The 26,436-nt window shown below is 61.5% G+C and carries 22 protein-coding genes and 2 tRNA genes; 17 read left to right on the forward strand and 7 right to left on the reverse strand.

What is annotated here, in order from left to right:
* Nucleotides 1–11: 11 nt before the first annotated feature.
* The 6 genes from CDQ91_RS05345 to CDQ91_RS05370 all read left to right on the forward strand — a co-directional run bounded on the left by CDQ91_RS05345 (nucleotide 12) and on the right by CDQ91_RS05370 (nucleotide 6,475).
* Nucleotides 12–539 carry a PH domain-containing protein gene (locus tag CDQ91_RS05345; RefSeq protein ID WP_088471679.1) on the forward strand — a complete coding sequence of 176 codons (528 nt, stop codon included), beginning with the start codon at nucleotides 12–14 and terminating at the stop codon, nucleotides 537–539.
* Nucleotides 536–2,041 (forward strand): PH domain-containing protein, encoded by a 1,506-nt coding sequence (locus tag CDQ91_RS05350; RefSeq protein WP_088471680.1) that lies wholly within the window; start codon nucleotides 536–538, stop codon nucleotides 2,039–2,041. The genes CDQ91_RS05345 and CDQ91_RS05350 overlap by 4 nt, the downstream gene beginning before the upstream one ends.
* The gene (recJ, locus tag CDQ91_RS05355; protein ID WP_088471681.1) at nucleotides 2,038–3,807 is read left to right on the forward strand and encodes a single-stranded-DNA-specific exonuclease RecJ; all 1,770 of its coding nucleotides are present in this window, start codon (nucleotides 2,038–2,040) and stop codon (nucleotides 3,805–3,807) included. Before CDQ91_RS05350 ends, recJ begins: the two co-directional genes overlap by 4 nt.
* A 148-nt stretch (nucleotides 3,808–3,955) precedes the next feature.
* A tRNA-Glu gene (locus CDQ91_RS05360) sits at nucleotides 3,956–4,031 on the forward strand.
* Between the two features lie 87 nt (nucleotides 4,032–4,118).
* A complete protein-coding gene (locus CDQ91_RS05365) occupies nucleotides 4,119–6,065 on the forward strand; it encodes a DUF6538 domain-containing protein (RefSeq protein WP_144036694.1) in 1,947 nt (648 codons plus the stop codon).
* Between the two features lie 5 nt (nucleotides 6,066–6,070).
* Nucleotides 6,071–6,475 carry a site-specific integrase gene (locus CDQ91_RS05370; protein ID WP_144036695.1) on the forward strand — a complete coding sequence of 135 codons (405 nt, stop codon included), beginning with the start codon at nucleotides 6,071–6,073 and terminating at the stop codon, nucleotides 6,473–6,475.
* Between the two features lie 90 nt (nucleotides 6,476–6,565).
* On the opposite strand, the gene CDQ91_RS05375 is transcribed toward CDQ91_RS05370, so the two are convergent.
* Nucleotides 6,566–7,096 carry a hypothetical protein gene (locus CDQ91_RS05375; protein WP_088471684.1) on the reverse strand — a complete coding sequence of 177 codons (531 nt, stop codon included), beginning with the start codon at nucleotides 7,094–7,096 and terminating at the stop codon, nucleotides 6,566–6,568.
* Between the two features lie 536 nt (nucleotides 7,097–7,632).
* Between CDQ91_RS05375 and CDQ91_RS05380 the strand changes: the two genes are divergently transcribed.
* On the forward strand, nucleotides 7,633–8,550 hold the full coding sequence (locus CDQ91_RS05380; protein WP_088471685.1) for a hypothetical protein: 918 nt from the start codon (nucleotides 7,633–7,635) through the stop codon (nucleotides 8,548–8,550).
* A gap of 231 nt (nucleotides 8,551–8,781) precedes the next feature.
* Nucleotides 8,782–10,656, forward strand: coding sequence for a hypothetical protein (locus CDQ91_RS05385; protein WP_088471686.1), 1,875 nt, complete (start codon nucleotides 8,782–8,784; stop codon nucleotides 10,654–10,656).
* A 47-nt stretch (nucleotides 10,657–10,703) separates the two neighbouring features.
* Here the strand turns inward: CDQ91_RS05385 and CDQ91_RS05390 are convergent, their stop codons facing one another.
* The 3 genes from CDQ91_RS05390 to CDQ91_RS05400 form a co-directional block, all read right to left on the reverse strand.
* Entirely contained in the window at nucleotides 10,704–11,579 is an 876-nt protein-coding gene (locus CDQ91_RS05390; protein ID WP_088471687.1) for a hypothetical protein, read from the reverse strand.
* A 30-nt stretch (nucleotides 11,580–11,609) separates the two neighbouring features.
* Nucleotides 11,610–12,146 carry a hypothetical protein gene (locus CDQ91_RS05395; RefSeq protein WP_088471688.1) on the reverse strand — a complete coding sequence of 179 codons (537 nt, stop codon included), beginning with the start codon at nucleotides 12,144–12,146 and terminating at the stop codon, nucleotides 11,610–11,612.
* Between the two features lie 114 nt (nucleotides 12,147–12,260).
* Nucleotides 12,261–13,142: a 3'-5' exonuclease gene (locus CDQ91_RS05400; protein WP_088471689.1), complete on the reverse strand. Its 882-nt coding sequence runs from the start codon at nucleotides 13,140–13,142 to the stop codon at nucleotides 12,261–12,263.
* A gap of 170 nt (nucleotides 13,143–13,312) precedes the next feature.
* On the opposite strand from CDQ91_RS05400, the gene CDQ91_RS05405 reads away from it, so the two are divergent.
* Both CDQ91_RS05405 and CDQ91_RS05410 read left to right on the forward strand, forming a co-directional pair.
* Nucleotides 13,313–14,848 carry a site-specific DNA-methyltransferase gene (locus CDQ91_RS05405; protein ID WP_088471690.1) on the forward strand — a complete coding sequence of 512 codons (1,536 nt, stop codon included), beginning with the start codon at nucleotides 13,313–13,315 and terminating at the stop codon, nucleotides 14,846–14,848.
* On the forward strand, nucleotides 14,848–17,436 hold the full coding sequence (locus CDQ91_RS05410) for a DEAD/DEAH box helicase (RefSeq protein WP_088471691.1): 2,589 nt from the start codon (nucleotides 14,848–14,850) through the stop codon (nucleotides 17,434–17,436). The genes CDQ91_RS05405 and CDQ91_RS05410 overlap by 1 nt, the downstream gene beginning before the upstream one ends.
* A gap of 23 nt (nucleotides 17,437–17,459) precedes the next feature.
* Here the strand turns inward: CDQ91_RS05410 and CDQ91_RS05415 are convergent, their stop codons facing one another.
* The gene (locus CDQ91_RS05415) at nucleotides 17,460–18,302 is read right to left on the reverse strand and encodes an ImmA/IrrE family metallo-endopeptidase (protein WP_088471692.1); all 843 of its coding nucleotides are present in this window, start codon (nucleotides 18,300–18,302) and stop codon (nucleotides 17,460–17,462) included.
* Complete coding sequence (locus CDQ91_RS05420; protein ID WP_088471693.1) at nucleotides 18,299–18,613, reverse strand: helix-turn-helix domain-containing protein; 315 nt, start codon at nucleotides 18,611–18,613, stop codon at nucleotides 18,299–18,301. Before CDQ91_RS05420 ends, CDQ91_RS05415 begins: the two co-directional genes overlap by 4 nt.
* 119 nt (nucleotides 18,614–18,732) lie before the next feature.
* Here CDQ91_RS05420 and CDQ91_RS05425 point away from each other — a divergent pair, with 119 nt between their 5' ends.
* From CDQ91_RS05425 to CDQ91_RS05445, 5 genes are all read left to right on the forward strand, one after another.
* Nucleotides 18,733–19,764 (forward strand): CBASS cGAMP-activated phospholipase, encoded by a 1,032-nt coding sequence (locus CDQ91_RS05425; RefSeq protein ID WP_088471694.1) that lies wholly within the window; start codon nucleotides 18,733–18,735, stop codon nucleotides 19,762–19,764.
* Nucleotide 19,765: 1 nt separating this feature from the next.
* Nucleotides 19,766–20,899 (forward strand): nucleotidyltransferase domain-containing protein, encoded by a 1,134-nt coding sequence (locus CDQ91_RS05430; protein WP_088471695.1) that lies wholly within the window; start codon nucleotides 19,766–19,768, stop codon nucleotides 20,897–20,899.
* Nucleotides 20,900–20,901: 2 nt separating this feature from the next.
* Nucleotides 20,902–21,543 carry a type II CBASS E2 protein gene (locus tag CDQ91_RS05435; RefSeq protein ID WP_144036696.1) on the forward strand — a complete coding sequence of 214 codons (642 nt, stop codon included), beginning with the start codon at nucleotides 20,902–20,904 and terminating at the stop codon, nucleotides 21,541–21,543.
* Between the two features lie 193 nt (nucleotides 21,544–21,736).
* Nucleotides 21,737–21,811 (forward strand) — tRNA-Glu (locus CDQ91_RS05440).
* A 163-nt stretch (nucleotides 21,812–21,974) separates the two neighbouring features.
* On the forward strand, nucleotides 21,975–23,207 hold the full coding sequence (locus CDQ91_RS05445; RefSeq protein WP_088471697.1) for a tyrosine-type recombinase/integrase: 1,233 nt from the start codon (nucleotides 21,975–21,977) through the stop codon (nucleotides 23,205–23,207).
* Nucleotides 23,208–23,219: 12 nt separating this feature from the next.
* Here the strand turns inward: CDQ91_RS05445 and CDQ91_RS05450 are convergent, their stop codons facing one another.
* Nucleotides 23,220–23,423, reverse strand: coding sequence for a helix-turn-helix transcriptional regulator (locus CDQ91_RS05450; protein ID WP_088471698.1), 204 nt, complete (start codon nucleotides 23,421–23,423; stop codon nucleotides 23,220–23,222).
* Nucleotides 23,424–23,833: 410 nt separating this feature from the next.
* Between CDQ91_RS05450 and CDQ91_RS05455 the strand changes: the two genes are divergently transcribed.
* Together CDQ91_RS05455 and CDQ91_RS21530 are read left to right on the forward strand one after the other, a co-directional pair.
* Complete coding sequence (locus CDQ91_RS05455; protein WP_088471699.1) at nucleotides 23,834–24,754, forward strand: nucleotidyltransferase and HEPN domain-containing protein; 921 nt, start codon at nucleotides 23,834–23,836, stop codon at nucleotides 24,752–24,754.
* 36 nt (nucleotides 24,755–24,790) lie between these two features.
* Nucleotides 24,791–26,065 (forward strand): hypothetical protein, encoded by a 1,275-nt coding sequence (locus tag CDQ91_RS21530; protein ID WP_174688468.1) that lies wholly within the window; start codon nucleotides 24,791–24,793, stop codon nucleotides 26,063–26,065.
* The last annotated feature ends 371 nt before the right edge of the window (nucleotides 26,066–26,436 follow it).

Here is a 26,436-nt window from a genome sequence, read left to right on the forward strand (position 1 = left end):
AACAGAGGGTCATGACCGACACCGCCCCCGCGCCGACCGATCCCTTGGCTCATGACGCGATCAACGCCGCCGACGGGCTCGATCCGGTTAACCCGGCCTATACCCATGTGCTGCGCGCCGCGACGGCGCTCAACATGGTGCCGTTCGGGATCGCGGCGAGCGTTTTCGACTATATGCTGATCCGCCATATCGAGGGTCCCTATGGGCTGATCACCGCGCTGGCCTGGGCGCTCGCGATTTTCGCGATCGTCAGCTTCCCGGCGCGGCGCATGCAGCGTTGGGGGTACAAGATCGGCGAAGGCCAGCTGCGCGTCGCGCGCGGCTGGCTGTTCCGCACCGACACCATCGTCCCCTTTGTGCGCGTCCAGCATATCGATGTCGGTCAGGGACCGATCGAGCGCTGGTTCGGCCTGTCGCACCTGATCGTCCACACGTCGGGGACGCACAACAGCATGGTGACATTGCCCGGCCTCCACGCCGATCTGGCGGCCGCAATGCGCGAGACGATCCGCCGCCATATCCAGACCGACTTCGCATGAGCGAAGCCGACATGTCTGCCGTGCCCGCGGCCGTCGAGCCCGAGTGGCAGCGGCTGCACCCCGCAACGCTCGCGCTGGCGATCGTCAGGCTCGGCCCGCGCTCGCTCAACTTCGTGCCCGCGCTCGCCGCCATCGGCTTTGCGGGCAAATGGGCCTATGTCGTCCCGGCGCTGCTCGCCTTTCTGCTCTTCTCGCTGGTCACCGCATGGCTCCAATGGCTGCGCTTCCGCTTTGCAGTAAGCGCGAATGAAGTGGTGATCGAAAGCGGCGTGCTGTCGCGCCAGCACCGCACCATCCCCTTCGACCGCATCCAGGACGTCGGCATCGAACAGGGGCTCGTCGCGCGCGCGCTCGGCATCGCCAAGGTCGGGTTCGAAACTGGCGCGGGCGGGCAGGAGAATGACGCCGACCTCGACGCGATCGGGCTCGACGCGGCGCAGGCGCTGCGCACGACGATCCGCGCCCACCGCAGCGAGGCGGTTGCTCCGGTGGCGGAGACCGAAACATCGGTTGCCGAAGACCGGCTGCTCTTTGCGATGACCCCGCACCAGTTGCTCGTCGCGGGGCTGTTCAATTTCTCGCTTGCCGCGCTCGCGGTGGTCGGCGCGGGCATGCAGCTGTTCGACAATTTCCTGCCCTTCGATTTCAACACCTTCAACCCAGCCGACTGGATCGACATCGCCGAGGATTATGGCCTCGACCAATGGGTGCTAGCACATCGCTGGGTCGCGGGGGTCGGCGCGGCCGTCTCGCTGCTCTTCATCGGCTTTGCGAGCGGGATCATCCTGATGCTCTTCGCCAACTGGAACTTCCGCCTGACCCGCGAACCGCGCGCGCTACGCCGGACGCGCGGGCTGACGACGCGTACCGACGTCGCGGTGCCGGTCCGCCGGGTGCAGGCGGCGATCCTCGTCACCGGCTGGTTCCGCAAGCGTTTCGGCTGGCACGAGCTGCGCCTGCAAAGCCTCGCCAGCGACGGCGGGAAGGAGCGCGACCATCAGGTCGTGCCCTTCGCGCGGTTGGACGCAATCGACCAGGTGCTCGCCGAGGTGGCGATTGCGCGGCCGGACGATGCGCAACCGTGGCAGCGCAGCCACGGCATCATCGCGCTCGGCGGATTGATCGGTGCGACTTTCGCCGCGACCGGCGGGCTGATCGCACTATCGCTCGGCGAACGCGCGGGTTGGCTCGGGCTCATCGCCGCGCTACCCATCGCGATCGCGGCGTTCTTCGGCGCACGCTTTCACCGCTGGACCGATCTGGGCGATAGTGTCGCGATCCGCCGCGGCTTCTGGAAACCCAAAATGACCCTCCTCCCCCATGCATCGGTGCAAAGCGTCGACCTCAAGACCGACTTCATCCTCCGGCCGCTCGGGCTCGGAACGCTTGTGTTCGGGGTTCCCGGCGGCAGCGCGCTCGCGGCGCATGAAATTCCTGCAATTCCGATCAGCGTCGCGCAAGACTTGCGCGACCGCATCCTCGCCGCCGGAGCGCGGCGATGAGCGGCGCGGCACTCGGCATCACCCGGTCGATCCTTGGCCAGCCGTGGCATTGGCGCCGCGCGAGCGCCGACATGGCGTCCGAGAATCTGGCCCCCGACGATCTGGTCACCCAATTATTGCTCGCGCGCGGCGTGACGCGCGACGACCTTGAGCGCCAGCGCAACCCGACCTTGCGCGGTTTCATGCCCGACCCGTCGCTGTTCCGCGACATGGATGCCGCCGCGGCGCGGCTCGCCGATGCGGTCGAGCGCGGTGAGGCGGTAACGATCTTTGGCGATTATGACGTCGACGGCGCGACCTCGGCGGCTTTGCTCGTCCTGCTGCTGCGCGGGCTGGGGCTGCCTGCGGGCGCCTATATCCCCGACCGGTTGATGGAGGGCTATGGCCCGTCGGGCGCCGCGCTGGTCAAGATCGGCGAGGCCGGGTCGAAACTCGTCGTCACCGTCGATTGCGGTGCGCAAGCCTTTGAGGCAATCGCCGAGGCGAACGCCGCGGGGGTCGAGGTGATCATCGTCGATCATCACCAGTGCGCCACGACGCTTCCGGCGGCCTTTGCTGTGGTGAACCCCAACAGGCTCGACGAAGTGCCTGATGCGGCGGCGCACGGCAATCTGGCGGCGGTTGGCGTCGCCTTCCTGCTCGGCGCGGCGCTGCTGCGCACTTTACGCGCCCGCGGCCATTTCGCGAGCCGCAGCGAACCCGCGCTGATCGAACTGCTCGACCTTGTCGCGCTGGGCACCGTCGCCGATGTCGCACGGCTCACCGGCTTCAACCGCGCTCTGGTGACGCAGGGGCTGAAGGTGATGGCGCGGCGCGGCAATATCGGGATGGCGGCGCTGATGGACGCGGCGCGGCTGACCAAGCCACCGAGCGCAAGCGACATGGGCTTCGCGCTCGGCCCGCGGATCAACGCGGGCGGGCGCGTCGGCAAATCGGACCTCGGCGTCCGCCTGCTCACCACCACCGACTCGCAGGAAGCGGCAGACATTTCGCAGGAACTCAACCGGTTGAACGAGGAAAGGCGCGCGATCGAGGCGGCGGTGCTCGAACAGGCGATCGAGGCGAGCGAGCGATGCGGCAATGCCCCGGTCGCGATCGTGTCGGGACAGGGCTGGCACCCCGGGGTGATCGGCATCGTCGCCGGGCGCCTCAAGGAACGGCTCCACCGTCCCGCGATCGTCATCGCGGTCGATGAGGATGGCGTGGGCAAGGGGTCGGGCCGCTCGATCAGCGGCGTCGATCTGGGCGCCGCAATCCTCGCGGCGAAGGAAAGCGGCCTGCTCGTCGCGGGCGGCGGCCATGCGATGGCGGCGGGACTGACCGTCGCGGCGGACAAGATCGACGCGCTCGGCGCGTGGCTCAACGACCGGCTGGCGGCCGACGTCGAGCGCGCGAGCGGCGACAAGGCGCTGCTGATCGACGCGGTGCTCGCGCCGCGCGGGATTTCGCCGCTGTGGTGCGAAGCAATCGAGAGCGCGGGGCCCTATGGCGCCGGCTGGCCCGCGCCGCGCGTCGCGACCGGGCCGGTGCGAATCGTTGAAGCGGGGCTGGTCGGCACCGATCATGTCCGCCTGATCGTATCGGGTGACGACGGCGGGCGGTTCAAGGCGATCGCCTTTCGCGCTGCGGAAACAGAATTGGGCCAGACGCTGCTCAACACGCGCGGGAATCGCAAGCTATGGCTCGCCGGACGCGCCAAGCGCGACGACTGGGGCAGCCGCCCCGCCGCCGAGCTTCATCTGGAGGACGCCGCCTGGGCCGATTAGAAAGGCACGAAAACCGCCCCGTCGCCCGCGTTTCCGGGGGCCGGAAAGGGCAAGCGCTTTGACATATGCAAGCTTCTTGAAAAGAGTGTCGAGAGAAGCCTTGACCGCACCGACATGCCCGTCTAATGCGCCGCTTCACCGATCAGACGGCCCCTTCGTCTAGCGGTCTAGGACGTCGCCCTTTCACGGCGAAAACACGGGTTCGAGTCCCGTAGGGGTCACCAACTTCTCAATGAAGGTTGGATTTCTGCCAAAATAACGCATTTCATCGACTTAACAGCCGCCTGGTGATACAAAAAGGTGGCACAAAGATGAGATTGCGCGTGGCTGGATTATGGCGTCATCCTAAGTCGAAAATGCTCTGGTTCCGCATGAGCGTGCCGGAGAGATACCGCGCGCGCGTCGGCAAGCGCGAATGGAAAGAGAGTCTCGGCACCAGTGTCGAGGCGGAGGCGCGGGCGCTGCATGCGCAAAAGCTCGTCGAAGTCCACGACCTCATGCGAAGGCTCGACGCTACTGATACTGTGGCCGTCGTCGACGAGGCGGACAAAATCGTCTCCGCCGGTTTCGATGCATTAGCCCGCTCGAACGTCAAGGCACACGAGATCGCTGCCGATTATGATCTGACGCGCGGGCTTGATCACGTTTGCTTCACCATGCTGAAGATGATGAGCTTCCGCGCTCGGCTGGACTGGGGCGGAAGCTACGCAGCTAAGGCGCAAGAAGAAGCGCTCGGTGAGGTGGACGAGGATCTCTGGCCGGTTGAGCAGCCCGACCCGGTGGGAGCCTTCCCCACGTTCGCGCACCGCGACGCCGTGACCATGAATATCGAGCTGTTCGAAAGCAATTCCGTGTTCAAGGGCGCTGCGTTTCGCGAAGTAGCCCGAGCTCATCTGTTGACACGCGACTGGAAAGCAGTGGAGATCGAGGCGAAGATCGTGGCGCAGGCCGCTGGCATTGTGTTAAAGCCGCGAGGGCCTTTGTTCGAGGCGGTGGCAGAACGCATCCTGCGCCGTTTAGCGGAGCACCGCTTCAGCCACTGGCCGACGGGCGTGGAGAAGGTTTTGCTGCCGATGATGACGGCAATGGCGAATCATCTGCCCACTCCAGCGAGCGCCGGGGCGTCCGCGCCAGCGCAAACCCTTAATGACGCTTTTGCGGCGTGGCAGCAGCGCAAGGGCATCAACCCAGAGCTTCCTGACAAGACCAGCGACGAATGGCAGGTTGCACTCGACCGATTCCGAGAGTTGACCGGCACCGATGACATCAGCGCCATTTCGCGCAAGATGGTTAAATCCTTCCTTGAGGACGTGGCTCAATTGCCATCGCGCCCCAAAAAAGCGGTTGGAGAGCTGCCGTTGCGCGAACAGATCTCCGCCGCTCGCGCCGCGAAGCTTCCGACGCTGAGCCCGCCTACGGTTGGGAAACACCTCGCCGCAATCCGCTCTGTGCTGGAGGTCGCCTTCGACAAGGAATGGATCGGCAACAATCCCGCGGCTGGGCTGGCCGTCGCTGGAGCAAAGCACACTGGAACCGAGCGCGACCACTTCTCCGATGAAGACCTGCGAAAGATTTACACGGCGCCGTTGATGACCAACCCCGAAGCCTGCAGCGATACAATGTTCTGGATTCTCCTGCTTGCGCCTTTCCACGGTTCGCGGCCAGGCGAACATTGCAAGCTTAAGCCGCACGAAATTGTCCGCGAGGGAGAAGAATGGGTCATGCGCTTCCGCACCGACTCGAGACAGCGGCGCGTATCGGACGCTCTTGAGACGCGCCCGCGTCGGCAGAAGACCCTGCAGTCGGTGCGCGACGTGCCACTACACTGGATTGTCATCGAGGCCGGTTTCCTCGACTGGGTCGCGCTCCAAATACAGCGTGGCGAGCATTGGGTTTTTGGCGACCTTGAGGCGGACAAATATGGCGACCGCTACAAATACCTGTCGAGCGAGATCAACGACGCCATTCGCGCTGTTGGTATCGATGATCCTGACAAGGCATTTTACTCGACGAGGCACAGCTGGAGGCGCGAGGGTCGTCGCAGGCGCGTGCCGGAGCACGATCTCGACCAGATGGCCGGCCATGCCTCCACCAATGTTGGCCGCAAATATGGCCAAGGGTCGCCAATCGATACTCTCAAGGAAAGCATCGACCGCTTCGAATTTCGTAGCGTGCCGTGGGACGCGGTGGTCGCCTGTGCTCACCAGCGTCTAATAAGGCTTGCTCGTAATACTCTGCCAGTGCCCGGAGATGTTTAGCCAACTTGCGACCGACGAATGTGCGGGAGGAAGACGGCATCTGGTATATCGCCATCGAGCGCGATCCGAAGCGCCAGCGCCTCGAGGAGGAAGCGGAGGGTAGGACGACCAAGCGGGTCAAGACCAGAACCAGCCTTCGAAACATCCCCGTCCACCGGCTGGCGGTGGAGGCTGGCTTCCTAAACCTGGTCGAACGGAACCGTGCCGTCGGTGCCGAGTGGATATTCGAAACGCTGCGAACCTATAAAAAGTATAACGATCGCGGCAAGAATATCTCGCGCAAGTTAATGGCCGCCATCCGGGGAGCTGACATCACCGACATTGAATATGTCTATCACTCGTTTCGGCACTCGCTGAAAGGCAAGCTGCGGGACGACCCCGAGACCAGGAGGAATTTTCCGACCTGCTGACCGGGCATTCGTTTTCTGTCGGCGTCGGCCGGAAATATGCACGCGGCGCCGGCTTGAAGATCCTGTCTGAGGCGGGTCAGCTGACCGGTTTCAACGACGCCGCGATGCCAACATTGCAGAAACGCGGCGGCGGCGTTGGCGCCGGTTCCGCGGCAACCAAGCGATCTGGTTGGAAGGCGCACTGCTCAACTGGTAGATGCGGAATTCGCACCATTCAGGGATGGCGGCAGCAAGCGCTAGGTAATTGTCCTGCCGCCGGGCAGCATCCGCCAGAATACGCGTGACGGCGTCGCCCGCCCCCTCGGTATCAGCGACCAGCGTCGCTCCGAACAGCGGATTGGTGATCTCCACGGGCCGACCGGTGCGCGCTAGTATCCGCACCGGGTGTCGCGACGCACGCTGATATGCCAAGATAGCAGCGAGCCGCGTCTGGACGGAGGTGTCGGCGAGCCATGCGGCATTTGCGCCAAGCGATGAGACCAGCCGCGCGTCGTCATGACCGATCCGACCCACAAGAGCTGGTTCGAGAATAATAGGGAAGCCCGTAACGTCCGTAGCGAATGCGTCGATGCCGGCGGACTGTGAGGCATTGCCCCACCTACGAAGTGCTGATTCGTCCATGCAGGGGCCTTTCTGTCCATATCACGACGTCGGACATACTGATTTTAAATAATAGCATTGGCGATATTCATTCCGACGCCTATAATAGTATGTATGGACGCCGCCGATACATTTCCAGACCAGAAAGTCGACTCTCGCGTTTCGATATCGGATGCTGTGTTTGAGGCGCTCGGCACGGTCCTTGCTGCCGTTGGGTATATCCTCGATGGCGAGGCAATGCGCAGGCGAGGTGGTCCAGGAATGGCCCGTCGAATCACGTCGATAATTGCCTTGTTTGTCGCGTTCGTTGTCTCGTTGATCGTGCGGAAAAACGCGATTGCAACGCAAAGCTGGGCGACTGTCACGGCATCGCGAGCGCTTCGGCATCTTCGCTGCCCACCGCAATGCTGGGCAGCACCGTAACCGTTCTCGTCGACTAACCGCGCCCGGCCGCCGCGTGGCGACCGCGCGCTGACGATGATGCGCGGCCGGCCACCATCCCGATAACCATGAACCTTCGACACCTGCGATATCGCGGGTATCGAAGGTCTCGCAAGATGGCCCGGCTCGCGGAAAGCGAGTTCGGTATTATGAAAAAGAGTAGTGACTGGGTCCGTCAGCCGGGCCTCGACAAAATGCTCGACCAGCTGGTCGAGGAGCGCGGCTGCACGCCCGCTGAACTGATCCCCTACGACGCAGCCAAGGCGCTCGACATCGAGCCCAGCGGCGAATTTTACAAGAAGGTGCGCGACTGGAAACAGCGCCGCGCCGCAGAGTGCGATACGCCGGTCATGGAGGTCCCGCCGCATGTGCAGGCGGAGTTCCGCAAGACGGTCGATCGCTTCACGGACGACGCGATGAACAGCTTCGTCCATGCGGTGCGCCTCATCGGTGGAGATTTCAATCGAACGACAATGCTCCGCGTGGCCGCTGCTGAGCGCCGTGCCGAGGATGCGCGGGCAGAGGCCGACAGCCTGCTCGATCAGTGGACGGCTGCGGAAGCCGAACGCGATGCCGCGCAGATTCGGGCAGCTGAACTTGTGCACGCACTCGCCGACGCGCAACGTCGCGAGGAAGCACTCATTGTCCGACTGGAGGAGCGCGATGCGTTGCTCAGGATGGTGAAGCTGACGACGGCCGACGCTGCGGCAACGGTCATCGCGGATGAAGCGCCGCCGGTCGGTAGCATCGATGACAACCACGAAAGCTATCCCGGCGATGCCATGGTTGTCGACCCGTCCACTACGCGTTCCAAGCACGACGGAGCGGAGCCCGACGTGATGGCGGGAGTCTCCGCTGACCCGACCAGGGTGGCGGACGAAGCCCCTTCTCTAAGCACAGTGTCCGAGAGGGACGAAGCCGAGATGGCTTCGACCAATCCGGTTGATCGCTGCCAAGGTGATCGGGTCGAGATGCCCTTCGCCGACCGCACCGGCGGCGAGCACGCGACCGACGGTGATCGCGATGCGGAATGATCGGATTTTTCAGTGCCGCCACCGTCATGGTGGCGGCACGCTTTTCCGTTTCACCCCTTTCTTCTTCGTCTTTCCCGTGGCGGGGAAAGACACGCCCCATAGCGATGAGCGGTGGGGCGTAACGGGGGTTCAGGGGCACTCCCCTGACACGCCTTTTTTTGCGCAGCGAAAAAAGATGAGCGTGTTATCCTTTTTTGGCCATCGGCCGCTCTTCAATACTTGGAGGGCGCAATGAAAAAGAGCCCCGTCTCCGGTCTTGCCGGCGCCGTGAGAATTGACCGGCTCACTCTGCAGGGCATCACCAAAGCAGAAAACCATGGCAAGCGGCTGGACGAAAGCAGCAAGCGCCGGGTGATAAAAGACGCTCCCGCTGTAACCACCACAGGTTTAGACTTGTACGCCCTTTATGAAGAGCACATCGAAGGCGCGTTCGTTCCCAAGGCAGAGTGTCGAGCGCTTCACGTGCTCGTGCAATTCCCGACCGACTTGGTAGATGGAGATGATGCCAGTGGCATGCTTCGCCATGCTCGCCAGTTTGCAGAGCGGGTATTCGGTAATCGTGCCATATTCGCAGATCGCATCGATCGGGATGAGCAAGGGCAGCAAGTTGTCGACCTGTTCGTTGCACCAATCTATTTGAAGAAAACGAAACGCCAAGACAAAGTCGCCATCTCGACCACCAAGCATTTGAAGGCGCTGGCGGCGAAACATGGTTTTAATAAGACCACCTTGCGGAATGAAGGGCGCGCCTTGCAAACGGCATTCTTCGAGTATCTGCGCGATGAGATGCAGTTGGACGGCGTTGAGCGCGGTGAGCAAAAATGGTCCCTCGACCCCGATTGGAAAAGCCGCGAGCAGTTGCGCGAAGAAGAGCTGGAGAAGTTGAAGGCGGAGACCGAGAACGCGCTCGCCGAAGCTGCAGAAGCTCGGGCGGTAGCTTTAGCAGAAGTAGCTCGAGCTCAGGCCATGCGTATCGAGGAGGCTGAGGCGGCGCATGACCGCCGATTGGCGCAACAGCAATCTGCCGAAAGGATGACAGTTGCATTGGCCAAAATGGAAGCGGCGAATGCCCGCCTTAATGCCGAGCTGCAGGAAAAACTCGCGGCCGCAAAAGTGAAGGAGGCGGAGGCCGAACTGCAGGCTGAACGCTGGAGAGTTGAAAACCAAGCCGCCGAACGCGACCGTGCGAAAGCGGCCGCTATGATCCAGGCTGCAACGGACCAATCCCGACAGCTCGCAAACGACCGCACCCTCCACCAAGAGCAGATTACCCTTCTGTCACGCTCCGCTGACGACAAGGAAGGCTTGCATCTTCAAATTGGGCGGCATCCTGTGTCTGATGCGGGCTTCGCCATGGATGAGCAGCATATGTCGGCCATGGAACGGGATGCTTATAGAAAGCCTTGGCCGCCGGCGATTGCGGCGGTGGCTCGAGCTCTCGCCCGCGCTCTCGCAATCATCCGCGACGCGGCGGCCAAGGTGTTCGAGCGAGAACGCGCCATCGCGAATCGCGAAACCCTCATGGCAACGGAACAAGCGGAGGCTAATCGGCGGTTGGAGGAACGCCGCGCCGCCCAGATGCATGAACACCGACTGGCGATGGAGGCTTTGGAAGTGCGTCAGGCAGCTGTCGATGCCGCACATGCTGACGCAGTCCGCTCGAGGGCAGATGCGGAAGCGCGGATCGAAAGAGCAACCATGCGCGAAAAGACAGCCTCGGCAAAGGCAGCCTTCAACGCTCGTTGGGGTCGCGCCTTGGTGGCAATTGCGGACACGCCGAACGTAATTACTATTAACGAGGACGGGGTGGCCTCGTTCGATAAGCAGATTGCGAAGACTTTCGGTGAGGAGTTTGCCGACACCATGCCATCAAACCCGCCCGAGTGGGCCGAGAAGGGGCTCACGCGGGAACTCGAAATCGCCGAGCAACGCCACGTGCTGGCCGAGAGATACCGTCAGGCATCGAAGCAAGTCCAGCAGCTCGCAGCTTTGCTTGAGAAGGCTGGTTCCGTCCTCACGCCTCGCCAACAGCTTGTCGCTGAGGAGGTTCGACACGCCGTGGAAAAAGCAGCTGCGCTTTCGAACCGCCAAGTTCGCGACATGTAGCCGAGTGAATGACGGGGCGCCGCTCTGTAGCGGTGCCCCGTCGTCCTTCAGGCCGCGTCGCGATCGAGCCAAGGCGCAAGCCAGTGGGCATCATTCGCGGCCGCCTCACGCTTAGCTGCAAATCGCCGATCGCGATGCGCCTCGAGCGACGCGATATATCCGCGCCCGGCCCGGAGTTCGATGACGCGACGAAGGATGCGGTCCTCGACAGAATCCGCTTCGGCGCGCGGGTCGGTCAGACGCCGCCAGCGCGCAAGCAGTAATGCCGTGGATATGACATCGACTTCGCATGCGCTCTGCACTTCTTCCCATCCGCCAGCATATATCAGATTGGTGACAGCAAAGGGTGGGCACGTGATCTTGCCGGGGATGTCCAGCACGGCCAAGACTTCGGCCAAGTGGATCGGCTTCATGCGCATCCCAGCGGTGTAAGCGCGAGCAAGGTCCAGGTGGCGGGTGTGGTGGAACCCGCCATGCGCCAGCCAGCCCCAGCCTCGCGGCAAAGTCAGCCCATACCGCATGCAGCCATTGATCAGGATGGGCAGATCATGCGCCAGGCCCATCCACGTGACGATCTCGGCGTCGTCCGGTGCGTCTGCCAGCACGCGCAGGATGCCGGCGATGACGTCCCGCTCGTCGTGATCCGGCGCCGACAAGGTGACAAAGCGAGTCACATCGACGCCGCCCTGCGCATCCTCCACCAGCAGCATCAGCGACGCCGTGGTGATGGTCTGAAAAACCCAGCGCGGGCAACTGAGCGGATCCTCGCTGCGCCGGTATCCGCGTCGACTCGGCTTGCCCTCGGCGGGCACCCAGCGCTCCATGGCCTGATACCGCTTATGGGCGGTGCCATCAAGCACGGCGGACTCGAGGTCGAGCACGATCCACGATCGCGGGCCGCGATTCTTGGTTTCGGTTGTCATAGCAATGTTCTCCTGTTCAGGTCGCAGTGGTCAGCCGAAGCGGACGATGGTTTCGGTCGGCACGGCGCGTGCGATCGACGTGTCGCCCCACGGGACGTGACGATTGTTGGCGAGCAGCGCGTCGCCCATTTGAGCGGCGGCGGCGCGGATACGCTTCTTGGCGAGCTTTCGGCCGGCACCGATGGCACTGGGTTTTCGATACATCCGCATCAGCGTGCCGCGCTGGTCGATGCCGAACATCTCGTCCCGACGCATGCTGACCAGTAAGATCGGAGCGGTGTCGTTGGCTGCCCAGGGCACGAGCCCGTCGATAATGTCCACAGTCAGCATCTCGCGATATGCGACGCTCAGACCCGCCATTTCGCGTGCCTTCGTATTTGCCCAGCTGCCGTAAACGATGTCCTTGCCGAGCGCCTGTGCGACGCGCGCCACTTCCATGCCCACCTCGGCGTCCATCGGCATGCCGGACGACCATGCGATGGCGTCATTCGCAGGCGTGAACGCCGGCCACCCCATTTCTTGGCGGAGGGCAATCATAATATTCTGGTGATGCACAATCATTTCCATTTGTTAGTTCCTTTCATGATACGGCCTAAAACCGGAGCTTTTCCCCACTGTTGGGTCACTCAAATCTTCAGTTTCGGAATGGGGCGGAGCGCATGGTCGCGCTCCACTCAGCGCTCAGCGGTGGCGCTGATGCCAGGTGATCGGCAGCATCCGCGGCACAGGGCCGGACGGCGAGATATGCTCGCGGAACCAGCGCTCTTCTCTGGCGCATGCGCACTCATCGATCTCCATCCACCACACGCGGTAGCGCGCGTCCCATCGATATCCGCGCGCCTTGAGCAGGCCTCGCTTTTCGTATCGCGCGTTCGTCGCCTCGAACCGGACCGTTTGCCGTTCAGCGTTGGCGAGCACATCGCGCAAAATGGTGCCGCCGTGGGGCAGACGGTGCGCGAGCAGGTGCACCAGCGCGATGACGTCGGCCATCGCGCGATGCGCTTCGGAGAAGCGGCCGACCTGCATCAAAAGATGGCCTAGCTTTCGGCCATCGAACCCGGCGGCCAGCCAATCGAAATCAGCCATGGAGCATGCCCACGCCGCACCCGCGAGGCCCGGCATGAGGTTATCGATGAAGGCGATGTCGAACGCCGCCGAATGCGCAACCCGCACGTCCGCACTGGCCAACAGCCGTTCGAGCCTGTCTAGGTCGATCGTCTTGCCGCGAACATCGTTGTCGGTGATGCCGGTCAAGACCGTGATTTGTGGTGGTATCGGCATATGCGGGTCGCGCAGCGCCTGCCCGGCGCTCGCGATGCCGACGATCTCGCCGGCGTCGTCCACCTCCAGCATGACGACGGCGATGTCGATGACTTCGTCAGTCAGCGGATCGGTGCCGGTCGTTTCGGTATCGACGATCGCAATACGCCGGACGGGTCCGTCTCCGCGCACGTGGAATGGGAATTTGTCCAGTCTCGATACCCGGCGCAAAATACGGATGTCCGGGTTTTCGGCATCGCAAAGGCTCAGCGTCTCCGCTTCTTGGTGGCCAATGTCGTGCATGCTCGTTCTCCTTGAAGGACCGAGCGACAGCGAGGATTTTCCCCTCTGCATCTTCGGTCAAGGAGCGTGGCGCGTGTCCAAGATTTTCCCGACATCCCACAAAGCCTGTTCGTTTAGGATCTGAGCGGCTACAGCTAAAAGCCAAGTTGCTGTGTGGATTTGGGGGTTAGGTGCCGATACTCGATTGGATGACGCGCGGTGATGATGTTCGCGCGGCTGCGGGGGTTCCGTATCGGCTGTTGGACGCAGTGCCCGCGTTGGATGGCGGCAACGCGGCCTCCGAAAACATGCTTATTAAGGGTGACAACCTTGACGCGCTGAAGGCGCTGCTTCCCTATTACAAGGGTGCGGTGAAGTGCATATATATCGATCCGCCCTACAACACGCGGTCGGCCTTCGACCAATACGATGACAATCTTGAGCACAGCCAGTGGCTCGCGATGATCTATCCGCGCCTGGTGCTGCTGCGCGAGCTGCTCGCGGAAGGTGGTAGCATCTGGGTGTCGATTGACGACAACGAGGGCCATTATCTCAAAGTGATCATGGACGAGGTTTTCGGACGTGCCAATTTCGTCGCCAACGCAGTATGGCAGAAGCGATATTCCCGCGAGAACCGCGGTGCGATCGGCGACGTGCATGAATATATCGCTGTGTATGCCAAATCACCGGAGCGCTTCAAATTAGAGCGAAACCTAATTCCGCTCGATGAGAAGCAAGCCAAGATCTACAAAAACCCAGAAAACCCGAGGGAAACCGATCCTTCCAAGCGTTGGCGCGGCCTACCCATGACTGCTCAGGGTTTTCGACCGAACCAAATGTATGAGATTGTCGCCCCAAACGGGCAGACGCATCGACCTCCAGAGGGACGCTGCTGGTCGATGATTGAAAGTGAATTCAGAAAGCTGAAAGCGGCCGATCGCATTTATTGGGGTCGAGATGGGACCGCCCAGCCGAGCGTCATTCGATATTTATCAGAGGTTGAAGGCCTCGTTCCATGGACATGGTGGCCCCACGAAGAGGTTGGTCACACCGATGAGAGCAAGAAGGAAGCCAATGCGCTGTTTGGTGCGGATGTAAGTTTTGGCACTCCGAAGCCGGAACGTTTGGTGCAGCGTATACTCCACATCGCCAGCAATCCCGGCGACCTCGTGCTCGACAGCTTCCTCGGTTCCGGCACTACGGCTGCGGTTGCGCACAAGATGGGGCGGCGTTGGATCGGTATTGAGATGGGAGACCACGCCGAGACGCACTGCAAGCCGCGGCTCGACAAGGTGATCGCGGGCGAACAGGGCGGCGTGTCCAAATCCGTGGGCTGGACAGGCGGCGGCGGCTATCGCTTCTACCGCCTCGGCCTGCCGGTCTTCGACGCCGACGGCCACATCACGGATGATATCGCCTTCGCGACGCTCGCCGCACACATTTGGTTCAGCGAGACCGGCACCCCGCTGACCGGGGGAGCCGATACACCCTTGCTAGGTGTGCATAAAGGCATGGCTTATGCGTTGCTTTATAACGGCATCTTGGGCGACCGGTCGGTCAGCGGCGGCAATGTTTTGACGGCTACCTTGCTTGCACGGCTACGCGAGGAGAGCCGCTGGAATGGCCTGATGACGGTCTATGGTGAATGGAGCAAGCTGGGCGCGGCCCGACTGGCTGACGCGGACGTGACGTTCAAGCAGACGCCTTATGATGTGAGGGCGCGCTGATGGAGCTGAAGGATTATCAGCTCCGCGCGCTAGACGCATTGAGGACCTTCCTCGACCAAGCGGCAATACGCGATCATGCCCACGCTTATACGGCCGCCTGCGCAGTGGGCCAACCGGGCGCCTATGCTGCGACCTATTCCCCGTTAGCTGGGCTGTCGGACGTTCCCTATTGCTGCCTTCGCCTGCCGACCGGCGGCGGCAAAACCTTGCTCGCCGCCCATGCAATCGGCGTGGCGCGGGACACCTATCTCGCCCGGCGATTCCCGGTCGTGCTATGGCTCGTCACTTCAACCACCATTGCCGAGCAAACTCTGGGCGCGCTCAAGAAGGTAAGTCACCCCTATCGGCAAGCATTGGAAGCGGCCTTTGGTGGTGCTGTGCGCGTCTATGGCATCGATGAGCGAAGGCAGCTTCGCCCGCAAGATATGGCGGATGCGACAACCGTGATCGTTTCGACCGTGCAGGCGTTCCGCGTGCGCAACGCCGAAGATCGCAACGTCTATCTCGACGACGAGGAACTGGAACCGCACTTCGCCGCGCTGCCCAGCAGTGCCGATGTTACCCGGCACGAGGAAGGCCCGCGTCGGGGCAAGCCGATCGCCAGCTTTGCCAATCTGATGAAGTTGCATCGTCCGCTGGTGATCGTCGATGAGGCGCACAACTTCACCTCCACTCTTTCAGGTGAGACGATGGGGCGCATCGCGCCTGCAGCGGTCGTGGAGTTTACTGCGACACCTGTGCGCTCGAACGTCATCGTGTCCGCCACTGCCGCCGAGCTGAAGGCGGCGGACATGATCAAGCTGCCGATCCACCTTTCGCAGCATGGTAGCTGGCAGCAGGCGATCGCACACGCTGTTGACAATCGTGCATGGCTCGAAGGCATCGCCGTCCGTGACGGCGGCGGTATTCGGCCCATCGCGCTCTATCAGGCTCAGCCTGCGCGCGAAGGCGCCGAGGCGACCGTGGATGTCGTCAAACGCCACCTGATCGAAGATTGCCGTATCCCAGAGGACCGGATCGCGGTGGCGACGGGCAACCAGCGTGAGCTAGACGGTATCGACCTATTCGATCCGGCCTGCACGATTGAGCACGTCATCACCGTCGACGCCCTGAAAGAGGGCTGGGACTGCTCCTTCGCCTATGTTTTCTGTTCGCTTGCCAGCATTCGCAGCGGCGGCGCTGTGGAGCAGTTGCTCGGCCGCGTGCTGCGCATGCCGTTCGCAACGCGACGCTCGTCAGAGGAACTGAACCGCGCCTATGCCCACGTATCCGAGCGCAATTTCTTTGATGCAGCCGAGGGCCTGAAAGATCGGCTTACCGAAATGGGCTTCGATGAGCGCACCGCACTGGAGGCGATCGTCGAACAGCCCGAGACTTTCGAGTGGCGTGAGGACCAGTCGCTGTTCACCCAGCCGGAGTTGCCCGTGCTGCACGTCCGGGACCGGCCCGATCAGAGCAATTGGACCCCCGAGATGGTCGCTGCGACCCGGATGGCCGACGACGGAGCAGGCGGAGTTGCGATCACTTTTGACACGTCTGCACCGGACGACGTGCTCCGCGAAGTAGCCGCAGCGGTTACAAGCGCCGAGGCCACGCCGACGACGGCGGTGGAGGCTTTTATTGCCCGCCGTGCCGAGTCGTTATCGCCTGCCGAGCAGGGCGAGGTGCTGACATTACCCCGGTTGGCGATTGAGCGGGACGGCCAGCTCGAAATCGTCTTCCCCGAGACGCTGGTCGACGTGGGAGGCTGGGATCTGCGACAGGTCGACACAAGCCTGTCCGGCTTTGCGTTGACCGAGCGCCCCGACACATTCGAGATGGATGTCGATGGCGATCAGGTGGTCTACAATCGCATCGACGCCGCCGCCGAATTGGCGCTCGATGACGCGACCGATTGGGACGTGGCTGCACTGTCTCGGTGGCTTGATCGCACGACGCGCCAGCGCGACGTCTCCCAGCCTATATTCCTCGAATATTGCCGGCGCGTTGTGGAAGGTGTCATGGAGCGCGTGCCGTTGGCGCAGCTCGTGCGCGGGAAATTTGCGCTGCGAAGGGCCATTATCGCAAAAATCGTACAGCAACGCCGCGAAGCCGGCATGCGGGGCGTGCAGCTGTTGATGACCGATATCGCACCTGTTCTCGCGTTGGGTGACAACGGCTTCAGCTTCTCAAAGGCGGGCTATGATCCGCGCACGCCATATTCTGGGCCGTGGCGACCACGGAAGCACCTGTTCTCGCAGGTGGGCGATCTGAGGCACGGCGGTGAAGAATGGATGGCCGCGGTCCAAATAGACGATCACGATGCTGTCAAACACTGGGTCCGGAACGTGGATCGCACGGCATGGTCCTATTCACTGCCAACCTCGACCGACCTGTTCTACCCGGATTTCGTCGCGGAGCTGGTGGACGGCCGCAAGCTGATCATTGAATATAAGGGTGCCGATCGCACCGATAATGCGGACAGCCGAGAAAAGAAGAATATCGGCGCGCGGCTTCAGGAAGTGAGTGACGGCAGGGTGGTCTTCCTGTGGGCAGAGCTGGATCGCGGGGGCGGCGTGGCGCGGCAACTCGACGCGGCGATTGGATAGACCTTCTCAAATAAACGCTCCAGCTACCTCCGAAATCTTGGGGTGTATGACTCGATCAGGTCATGCTCTTCCTCGTCGGCTTCGAAGGTGTGTGTGTCGATGTGCAGCAGGATCGTCGCGTGCCCCTCAGCCTGATCGAACCGCTGCGCATTAAGCGCGGGGGCACGGCCGCGCCAGTTGGGCTGAAGCCACTCGCCGGGGGGCACCGGGCCCAGAGAGTCGCGAGGCATATCCGAAGGCACTGCATCTCCTTGCCGAACGGAAAGCGCCGGAAAGTCGCGCGATGTCCTTGCGTATCTGATTCTTCCGGCTCTGACGAACACGACCGCGCACATCTCCACTGTCAGATCGACATAGCGGTTCGCCACCGCCTCCCGGCTCACGTCGAAGGTGTTCGCTAGCACCTCGATGTGCGAGACGTCCGGCGGCCCGAACCCATCCAAATGCGCCTTGAACGCGGGTTTCGGCATTAGCAGACCGGCTGAGAAACGGTTCGCCTGCGCCTCCTCCTGGCGATGGAGCGAGTCCCGCCTCGTCTCTGCGAGATCGGACGAGGTGCAGCTTTTGTCGCCTCGATGCGCCGGGATGATGTAATGCCCGAGCTCGTGTCCGATCGTGAATCGTCGGCGACGATGTCCCATGCCTTTCGCGCAGAGGATGACCCCCATCGTCTTCTCGAGGTTCGTCATCAGCGCCCCGACGAATCCGTCGACCTCCAGATCACGGAACTCGCGGATGCCAACGGAGAGGGCGAACTCCTCGACCTTTATCGGTGGCGTCCAATGCGGATGGTGTTGGAAGATCACCGCCAGCAACTTCTCCGGAGAACCGCAGTCCGCGAGCTCCATGAGGAGCTCTTCATTCATCCATTCTTTCCCTTGAGGCTGGCTGCCACGGTGCGCAGTGTGTCCCAATCCCGTGTCGAGAGTTCGCCGCCGAACTCACGGAAGAATTGCTGGGCGGCGGGATCTTCCTCCGTGTCATCGTCCGACAGAAAAGCGATGCTAACCTTGAAGTGTTCCGCCAGCTTTCGAAGCAACTCCAAGCCAGGATTGTTGCTGCTCCCGCGTTCCAGCTCCCAGATGTGCGCTTTCGACACGCCAACGGCATCCGCAACCTGCTGCAGGGACTCGCGGTTACGGGCACGCAGCTCCTTGAGCTTCGTGGACAGGGGCAACTTCGTTTCTCCTCGCGATGCCTAGGCTTGCAGCGTAAGATTTAGCTTACGACACGGCCGCAGGTATTTACAAGTTCAATTTCGTTCACTATATCTGCCGACATGTTCAGGATGGCAATATGAGGGCACCCAGCACCAATGAGGAGGGCTCTACCTTCCCTCGCCGGATACTGACCATTGATGGCGGCGGACTGAAGGGAGCCATGCCAGCCGCCTTTCTTGCCGAGGTAGAGCAAATTTCGGGCCAACGCATCGTCGACAACTTCGATCTGATCGCCGGCACGTCCACCGGCGGCATCATCGCGCTCGGCCTGGCCGCGGGTCTGAGCGCCACGGAAATCCTCGACTTCTATCTTACGCGCGGGCCACGGATCTTCGACCAAGAGCCGGGCGACGGTTTCTTAGCGACAACGAAAGCGGCGATGCGCCGCTTCGTCCGGTCTACCCGGCAGTTGCGCACCGCCAAATACGAGGCGTCGGCCCTTCGCTCGGAACTCGCGGCCGTGTTCGGCGAACGCCGGATAGGTGATTCCTTAACGAGGATCGTCATTCCTGCCTACGATTCGGCGAACGGCGGCCTATACGTTTTTAAGACTGCCCATCACGAACGGTTCGCCGCAGATTGGCGGGTCTCGATGGTTGACGCGGCGCTCGCGACTGCGGCGGCACCGACCTACTTGCCCGCACACAGCTTTGACGGAGCCGCCCATCTGCTGGACGGGGGCGTTTGGGCCAACAACCCAATGGGCGTCGCAGCGCTCGAGGGTGCGACGGTGCTGGGCTGGGACATGCGCCAAGCGCGCCTCCTGTCGCTCGGCTGCACCTCGTCCATCAACCCTGCACGCCGTGTGGTCGGGTTCAAGAACGTGAAGTGGCTTATCCAAACGCTCTTCGACGGGCAGGACAGACTGAGCCACGCAACGGCCAAGCTGCTGCTGGGGCACCCTCACACAAATCATCACCTCATGCGCATCTGCCCTGAGGTGCCGGCGGGCCACTATGCCATGGACGATGCGCGCCGGATGGACGACCTCGTTCGTATGGGCCGCTCGAACGCGCGGGCCGCCATGCCAAAAATCAAGGAATGCTTTCTGCTCGGCGGGCGGGAACCATTCGTGCCGTGCCATCCCGCCCCCGACAAGGAGAAGTAACATGATCCACGGCGATGTCCTGCGCCGGTTCTACGATGACCTTCTGAGCGACGTCGCCCGGAAGATCCAGATCAGCCCGACCGCTTACAAGGAGGCGGTCCGACACTTCGACGTCGTCGCCGCCTACATTCATGAGGAGCTGAGTGGCCTCGCCCATCTAGATCCTGTGATCTACCCGCAGGGCTCCTTCCGCATGGCGTCGACGATCTCGGCGTATGACGATCGTGAGGACTACGACATCGATCTGTTGCTCGAGCTGCACATAAACCAGTTCGCATCTCCCGAGGCGGTTCTCGAGACAGTCGCCAAGGCCCTGAGGAAGGGTCAGGGGCGGCTGCAGTTCCAGAGCCTCGAGGTCAAGAAGCGCTGCGTTACGCTTTGGTATGCGAACATGCACCTGGACGTGACCCCGGCCGTGCTTATTCCGGGTCGGCAGGCGCGCGTGATCGGCATTTTCGACACCCATCCCGATCGCCCCGATCACGCGCTGGCTAACCCGGAGGGCTTCGCACAGTGGTTTGATAAGATGGTCCGGCCGCAGGTCGTCATGGACACGCGCGAGGTGCAGGCTTCAACGGTCCCCGTTCCGCAGCAGAAGCCAGCCGAACTTAAGACCACCCGGTTGCTGACCGTGCAGCTACTCAAGCGGTTCCGCGACATCCGATGCGATGCACGTGACTATGATCGGATGCCGTCGGTTCTGCTTTCAAAGATCGCGGCCGAGGCGCCGCAGGGGCATGGATTGCTAGCCGATCTGCGGGCGGCGGCCAGCTACATGGCGCCAATCGTCGCCCGTTCACTCGACGTTCCGAACCCGGCCTGCCCCGAGGATCTGCTGTCCGATCGTTGGCCGAAGAAGGTTAGTTCGCAGCTAATGCTCTACGAGGATCTGAACGACCTCGTCTCGAAGTTAGACGAGCTGCTCCAGGAAGGGACGCAGGTCGAGAAGAAGCAGATCATCCGGAGCCTGTTCGGCGAAAACGCCGCCGCCGAAGGCTACAGGCGCGCCGGTGAGCGGGCCTCCGCCAAGAGCCGAGAGGGCACCTTCGCGATTGCCGCCGGTGGGGGTGTCGCAGGCACCTCAGCGTCTGCCAAACAGGTGGTCGCTCCCACGCACCGGTTCTATGGCGACTAGCAGTGATCGCTGATCCCGGCCTGCGTGAATGGTCGCGACCGATCCATGCCGCCGGAATGGATGGCCGCACCTACCGCACCGGCTTTGCGGACACGGTGGTCGCCATGGAGGATGAGGGCATCCGTCGCGACTTCCCTAGCTTCAGGCGTCTGCCGGCGCTGCACGGCTGCGGGGTGTGGCTGGGCCAACTCCGGCCGATTGCGAAAACATACGACATCCGCGTGGACATGGCCGCGAGATGCGCTGATTCGAAGCTATCCTATCCATGGCGCGCAGCATCGGTGCGTGTGCTGGACGGCGCAGTCAGGCCGACCTCCGACGGGTTTCCGGTGCCCCATCTCTACGGCGCATGGGACGATCCGCGTGGCGCGGAACTCTGTCTATACTATCCGCCAGACGAGACTATGCTCCTCGGGCAGCAGGTCGCCCAGCAGCTTCTGCCCTGGGCCTTTGAATGGTTGCACTACTACGAGATTTGGCTGGTGACAGGGGTTTGGTCCGGTCCTGAGGCGCCGCACAAGGTAGGTGAGCCGCCAGTAACCAATGGAACCGGCGGTGAAACCCGGCCCGCTAGCGTGTTGAGACCGATCCACGCGCCGCTGATGGGGAGCATGGGCTATCTGCTTGCCCAAGTTGCCAAATGACCATAATTCGGCGCTAGAGCATCATTGCAGGGCCACTTCAAACTTGATACAGAGGTGGCACAAAGGGCCAAATTGGTGGCATGCTAAGGTATTGAAAGAGCGCGCGTTGCGCGGATTTAGTCCCCTCCCGTAGGGGTCACCATCGGTGGAGCAGGCGGTCGGCCTGCCCATCCCGCAAAACTCCGACCTTCAAGGCCCCTTCGTCTAGCGGTTAGGACGCGGCCCTCTCACGGCTGAAACACGGGTTCGATTCCCGTAGGGGTCACCAACTCTCTTTCCCAGAGGGTTCCAGAATGTGCCATAACTGGCTGATTTCTGCGGTTTTTTGTGGTATAGGTATCCCATATGGAGCGGCTTCGTGCCACCGGATACCACCATCTTGATGGTATATTTGATGGTAGCGCGGTCCTCCCCTTGCCGGAGATACCATCATGGCGCTTACCGCTGTTGCTATAAAAAACGCAAAGGGCCGCGAAAAACCCTACAAAATTACCGATTCGGAGGGGCTGTTCCTCTATGTGACACCAAATGGTGGGCGCTACTGGCGCATGAACTACCGCCACCTGAGCAAGCAGAAGACGCTGGCGTTCGGCGTCTATCCGGATACCGGCCTGGCCGAAGCGCGCGAGCAGCGCGACGCGGCGCGGAAGATTCTGGCGCGCGGCCACGATCCGGCGGAGCAGATCAAGCTCGAAAAGGTCGCAGCGACCGTCGCTGCGTCCAACAGCTTCAAGGCGGTGGCCGACGAATGGCTGGTGAAGGTCGAGCGCGAAGGTCGCTCTGCCGTCACCATGAAGAAACTGCGGTGGCTGCTGGACTTCATCAACGAGTCGATCGGCAAGCGCCCCATCGCTTCGATCTCCGCGCAGGAGCTATTGGTCATGCTCCGCAAAATGGAGAGCAAAGGCCGCTACGAGACGGCGAAGCGGCTTCGCAGCACATGCAGCCAGATATTCCGCTATGCCATCGCCACGGCCCGCGCAGAGCGCGACGTCGCCAGCGATCTGCGTGGTGCGCTCATCGCCCCCCAGCCCGTCCACCGCGCGGCGATCACCAGCGCCAATGGCGCGGGCGGACTGCTCCGCGCCATCGAGGCGTTCGAGGGTCATTCCAACACCAAGGCGGCGCTGCGGCTCCTACCTCATGTGTTTGTCCGTCCCGGCGAGCTGCGCTTTGCCGAATGGGCCGACTTCGATTTTGGCAAAGCGCTCTGGGTCATCCCTAAGCATAAAACCAAGATGCGCCGCATCCACAGCATTCCCCTCTCGCGACAGGCGCTGGCGATCCTCGAAACAATCGAACATGACGCGGACTACAGCAGCTATCTGTTCCCATCGCTAAGGTCGGTCGATCGACCCATGTCGGAGAACACCATCAATGCGGCATTACGCCGCATGGGCTTTGCCCAGGATGAGATGACCGGCCATGGCTTCCGCGCGATGGCGGCAACGCTACTCAACGAAATGCGCTTGTGGCATCCGGACGCGATCGAGCGGCAGCTTGCCCACCAGGACAACAACGCCGTGCGCCGTGCCTACGCGCGCGGCGAATATTGGGATGAGCGCGTCCGTATGATGCAGTACTGGTCCGATCATCTCGATTTCCTGCGCGACGGCGCGAAGGTCATCGAGGGCACGTTCCGCAATGCGAAGGCCGAGGAGTAGCCCGGCCTTGCGTCATTCGGCGCGATCTTCGCGGTAACGCCTCGGATCGGCGATCCATCGGTTGATGGCAGACTCATACCAGCCGGCGCCGTGGAGGCTGATCGGAACCTGCCCTGGAAAGGTGCCTTCCGCGATCTTTCGATACATCGTCGAACGAGAAAGCCCGGTGCGGTCGAGGACGGTTTTAAGGCGAATAATCCGTTCGGGATTGGACATCGGGATCCTTTCAAAAACTAGCGTTGAACGATGCCCCGAGGTGCAGATTTGGCGATCTTTATGCGCGGCACAACTGTCGCTTCACTGTCTCTTCGCTACCGCGGCGGACTCTGTCGGGTCCTGTCGTCCCCTGTCGTTTGCTGGCGTCCCGTGGCGTGGCTGATCTTTTTTTCCCATGCCGTCCCAATCTAGGCGAATGACGTCCAATGATGAGGTTGTGAGCGCTCGGATCGCGCAAATCGGTGCGTAAGGTGATTCGGAGGGCCTCCCGCCTGCGGCGGCCGCGCTCTATTCCGCTGCGCTCCACCGAGCCGCCGCTGCGCGACGCCTCGCCGGGTCACGCCAGCGCGAAATTGCCGGGAATTCTGTCCTTGCCAAAGTGGGCGAACTTCCCGAAGATTCTCGGACACATGCGCACCGACATCGATCATCTTCCAGCCGCGAAGCAGCGCGAGCTTGAGCGCATCGTCGAGATATTGTTCGACGAGTTCGGCCAGGCCACCGAAAATGCGACCGGGCGCCGCAAGGGCGCCCGGATCTTGAAGATCGTCCTTTTCGGATCGCATGCGCGCGGCGATTGGGTCGATTCGCCGCTCTCGGCGAACCAGTATAAATCCGACTATGACATTCTCGTCATCGTCAGCCAGAAGGAGCTGACCGACCGCGCCGCCTATTGGGCGAAAGCCGAAGAGCGACTGATCCGCGCCTATACGATCGAAAAGACGCTCCGCACTCCGGTCAACTTCATCGTGCATTCACTGCACGAGGTGAACGATGGGCTCGCGCATGGCCGCGTCTTTTTCATGGAAGTCGCCAAGGATGGCATAGCGCTCTATGAGGCAGACAGCCGGGAATTGGCAACGCCGAAGCCGAAAACTGCCGCGCAGGCACTTGCTACAGCGCGAGAATATTTCGAGGATCACTATCCGGGCGCGGTTGTTTGGCTCAATACATCTCGGGATTTGGCGAGGCAGAAGCGTCCCAAAGAGGCGGCTTTCCTGCTCCATCAGGCCACAGAGCGCCTGTACGCCGGCCTCCTGCTCACTTTGACCTACTACACGCCCTACAATCACAATATCGCATTTTTGCGCTCGCTCGCAGAGGGGCTAGATCGACGTCTCCATGGCATCTGGCCTGAGTCAAATCGTAGCGAGCGCGCGATGTTCCAGAAGTTGAAGGAAGCCTACACCAAAGCCCGCTACTCAAAGCATTACAAGATCAGCGAGGACGAGCTGACTTGGCTCGGCGCACGCGTCGAGGAGCTCGGTCGCGTTATCCATCAGGTCTGCATCGACAAGATCGATGAACTTGAAAAAGCAGCGCGTGGATAGGTGACTTTTTCTGCGGCACGCTGCTATGGGTAGGCGATGCCGATAAATCGTAATGATAAGGTCGTATCGAACGAACAGCTACAGGCATTCTTCGATGACTTTGAAAGCAGTTCAACTGTTTTAGAGGGTGGCGGCCTCAGTTTTCCAAGCCTTCAAGCAAACGGTTATTGGAACGAAATTCTCCCGGATGCCTTTATCGTCAAGCCAGCACTACGACGTTCCGCCGCCATTAGGCTTTTCCGCAGGGCTCTTTACCAATCCCGTCGGGACGGGCCGCTGACAGCGGAATCCATTCGCAAACGAGCAGATGAAATTCACCGCAGTGACCGAGCAGTCCGCCTGAAAAACTTTACCCTCTGGACGAAGATCAGAGTCACGGGGATGGATGACGCTCAGAATCTCAAGTTCAAGTGGGGCGATGTCTCAATCCGTATTACGGCGCAGTTGCCAAAATGGCTTCGACTTGATCCATTCCAACATGCCAGCATCGGCCCAGTTGACCCAAGCGAACCCGCCCTTTCTGGATATGCCATTCTAAGCTGTCGGGAACGATTAGAAGAGGATGCGGTAGATAGGATGTTAGATGCATTTCAATTATTGATGGCGCTGATGAATATCTATGAAACCCGAGGAAATTGGACAATTATGTCGGGCAACAATTGGACGGCGGGGCAGCTCCGCATGGGGCCTTTTCAGTTCGTATTCCAAGAGCGAAAATCTCTTGGCAAGAATCGAATTTGGTATGATCCAAATTACAGTGAAAGAGCATGGAACGAACATCTGCCGGATTTTAGCAAATATCTTGAGGTCGCTCCCTTCACAAGGCAGGCGCTTGCTGCTCTAACAAATCATCCGCTCAAAAGAGTGCTGGTGTCCGCTCTTCAGCTTGTACAGGACGCTTTTGAGGCACGCGATGGCAATCACCGATTGCTACGATTTTGGACCGCGCTCGAGAAGCTATACGTCGAAGACTGGGCTCCTGACCGTTCAAATCAGAAGGTGATTGATCGAGCAACATTCGCGGACGACGAGCACCTGCTCACGAGATGGCAGCTAAGCCACGTTGCGCGTCTACGAAATGAGCATGTTCATGCGCGCGGACACGAAGATGCATTCATGCAACAGGCCCAGATGCTTCGCGCTCTCCTCACCCGACATCTCCTGCATTGGATTTTTCATGGTCGCGACTTCGACAAACATGAAGCTCTGTTGGCCTATGTCGATTTGCCTCGGGACGACAATGCCTTGAAGGCGATGAGGAAGATCATAAATCGGCGCCTCAACCTGAACAGGCGCCAGCGAGAGAGCTGACGCCCGTTGGACGGCATAGAGCAGCAGATTTGCGCTCACAACTTACCTTGCAGAATTCCCCGATTCTGGCATGATTCCGCCTACGGGATGGAGTAACTGGCGGTCATCCCGAGGATAACCCTGCCAGGCATCATCCAGGTTCGGCCATCACGGTCGGGCAGTTGCTGATCGCCACAATAGCGGCCCAGCAGACATCGCTTGCACATCCGCGCGCCAACGCGCGGACCGCCGCTGTGCGAGCTGCAAATGATTACCCCAAATTTGAACGACGTTTACGCGCGCGAAGTCGTGATGGCGCGCGTCGGCCATCTCATCCGTCGCAAGCAGCGCGAGATCGAACGGATCACGCGTATCCTGCGGCTTCTTCGATC

It is taken from the genome of Sphingopyxis witflariensis, from assembly GCF_002205635.1.
Classification (GTDB): Bacteria; Pseudomonadota; Alphaproteobacteria; order Sphingomonadales; family Sphingomonadaceae; genus Sphingopyxis; species Sphingopyxis witflariensis.

Bases quoted from the DNA above. Each gene is read 5' to 3' on its own strand.
- CDQ91_RS05425 (WP_088471694.1), top strand. From the start codon at position 18,733: ATGAGGGCACCCAGCACCAATGAGGAGGGCTCTACCTTCCCTCGCCGG.
- CDQ91_RS05415 (WP_088471692.1), bottom strand. From the start codon at position 18,302: ATGAATGAAGAGCTCCTCATGGAGCTCGCGGACTGCGGTTCTCCGGAG.
- CDQ91_RS05380 (WP_088471685.1), top strand. From the start codon at position 7,633: ATGGCCCGGCTCGCGGAAAGCGAGTTCGGTATTATGAAAAAGAGTAGT.
- CDQ91_RS05345 (WP_088471679.1), top strand. From the start codon at position 12: ATGACCGACACCGCCCCCGCGCCGACCGATCCCTTGGCTCATGACGCG.
- CDQ91_RS05445 (WP_088471697.1), top strand. From the start codon at position 21,975: ATGGCGCTTACCGCTGTTGCTATAAAAAACGCAAAGGGCCGCGAAAAA.
- CDQ91_RS05390 (WP_088471687.1), bottom strand. From the start codon at position 11,579: ATGACAACCGAAACCAAGAATCGCGGCCCGCGATCGTGGATCGTGCTC.
- CDQ91_RS05350 (WP_088471680.1), top strand. From the start codon at position 536: ATGAGCGAAGCCGACATGTCTGCCGTGCCCGCGGCCGTCGAGCCCGAG.
- recJ (WP_088471681.1), top strand. From the start codon at position 2,038: ATGAGCGGCGCGGCACTCGGCATCACCCGGTCGATCCTTGGCCAGCCG.
- CDQ91_RS05400 (WP_088471689.1), bottom strand. From the start codon at position 13,142: ATGCACGACATTGGCCACCAAGAAGCGGAGACGCTGAGCCTTTGCGAT.
- CDQ91_RS05430 (WP_088471695.1), top strand. From the start codon at position 19,766: ATGATCCACGGCGATGTCCTGCGCCGGTTCTACGATGACCTTCTGAGC.
- CDQ91_RS05375 (WP_088471684.1), bottom strand. From the start codon at position 7,096: ATGGACGAATCAGCACTTCGTAGGTGGGGCAATGCCTCACAGTCCGCC.
- CDQ91_RS05450 (WP_088471698.1), bottom strand. From the start codon at position 23,423: ATGTCCAATCCCGAACGGATTATTCGCCTTAAAACCGTCCTCGACCGC.
- CDQ91_RS05395 (WP_088471688.1), bottom strand. From the start codon at position 12,146: ATGGAAATGATTGTGCATCACCAGAATATTATGATTGCCCTCCGCCAA.
- CDQ91_RS05385 (WP_088471686.1), top strand. From the start codon at position 8,782: ATGAAAAAGAGCCCCGTCTCCGGTCTTGCCGGCGCCGTGAGAATTGAC.
- CDQ91_RS05410 (WP_088471691.1), top strand. From the start codon at position 14,848: ATGGAGCTGAAGGATTATCAGCTCCGCGCGCTAGACGCATTGAGGACC.
- CDQ91_RS05455 (WP_088471699.1), top strand. From the start codon at position 23,834: ATGCGCACCGACATCGATCATCTTCCAGCCGCGAAGCAGCGCGAGCTT.
- CDQ91_RS05365 (WP_144036694.1), top strand. From the start codon at position 4,119: ATGAGATTGCGCGTGGCTGGATTATGGCGTCATCCTAAGTCGAAAATG.
- CDQ91_RS21530 (WP_174688468.1), top strand. From the start codon at position 24,791: ATGCCGATAAATCGTAATGATAAGGTCGTATCGAACGAACAGCTACAG.